Genomic DNA, 901 nt, shown 5'->3' on the forward strand with positions numbered 1-901 from the left:
TGGATCACGCGGCACCCGCAGCAACAGCCCAGGAGGACTATCCCGTCGGACGGGTGGAGACCCACGAGCCGGGCCAGGTCCGCCACACCGGCGGCCGAGGCGGCGTCCCAGCTCCGCGGACGGTGGAGGCGGGTCTGTTCGGGCTCCGGCCACTGCACCCGGACCGCGGCGCGGGCGCCGAGGCGGAAGGTGAGGTCGTCGACGAAGGCGTCCATCACCCCGGAGGACCGGCGATACGCCCCCTCGCCGTCGGCGATGAGAATCCTCATGATGGCCACCCCTCTGGCGGTCCGCGATCCAGGGGGTCGGCCTGGCGCGGGACATGCCTGTCCGCTGAACGTAGGACAGCTATGTAGTCATGTCAATAAGTTTTCATTGATAACTCGTGTTGGCGACCAACGCCCTTCCCGGCCCCGTTCACTTCACGAGTCGGCACTCGCTCGCCCTCGGACTCGGCGCGGTCGCGCTCTGCGTGGGCGTCGCGGTCCTCACCACCGGCATCGCGATCGACCCGACGGCCCGGTTGGCGGGTTCGCTCGCGTGGCTGGTGGTCCCGGCCGGGCTCGGGGGTTACGGGGCGTACATCCTCGCCCTGCGCACCCTCGGCGCCACGCGCACGAGCATGCTGCTCTACCTCACCCCTCCGGTATCGGCGATCTGGGCGTGGGCGATGCTCGGGGACCGTATCGGGGCACCACAGGTCATCGCGATGGGGCTGGGGATCGTGGCGGTCCTGCTCACGGCGAATTCCGGCGGCGGCGGGCGGCCGGTCGCCGACTCTCCGACCAGCCCCGGCGTCGTCCCGGACACCCCTGGCGTGGTCCCGGGCGGGGATACTCCGCGGCCGGACCGGCCACGACCTCCAGCGCACTCACATGCCGGCGGCGGGGCGGCCCCCGGA

At 71.9% G+C, this 901-nt stretch carries 2 protein-coding genes; one reads left to right on the forward strand and one right to left on the reverse strand.

What is annotated here, in order from left to right; translation table 11 throughout:
• On the reverse strand, nt 1-269 hold a 269-nt coding region (locus G6017_RS14075), incomplete at its 3' end, for a hypothetical protein (protein ID WP_182617917.1).
• A 116-nt stretch (nt 270-385) separates the two neighbouring features.
• Here G6017_RS14075 and G6017_RS14080 point away from each other — a divergent pair.
• The coding region (locus tag G6017_RS14080; protein WP_182617919.1) for an EamA family transporter at nt 386-901 on the forward strand (516 nt) is incomplete at its 3' end.

This window comes from Dietzia sp. B44 (assembly GCF_014145245.1).
Classification (GTDB): Bacteria; Actinomycetota; Actinomycetes; order Mycobacteriales; family Mycobacteriaceae; genus Dietzia; species Dietzia natronolimnaea.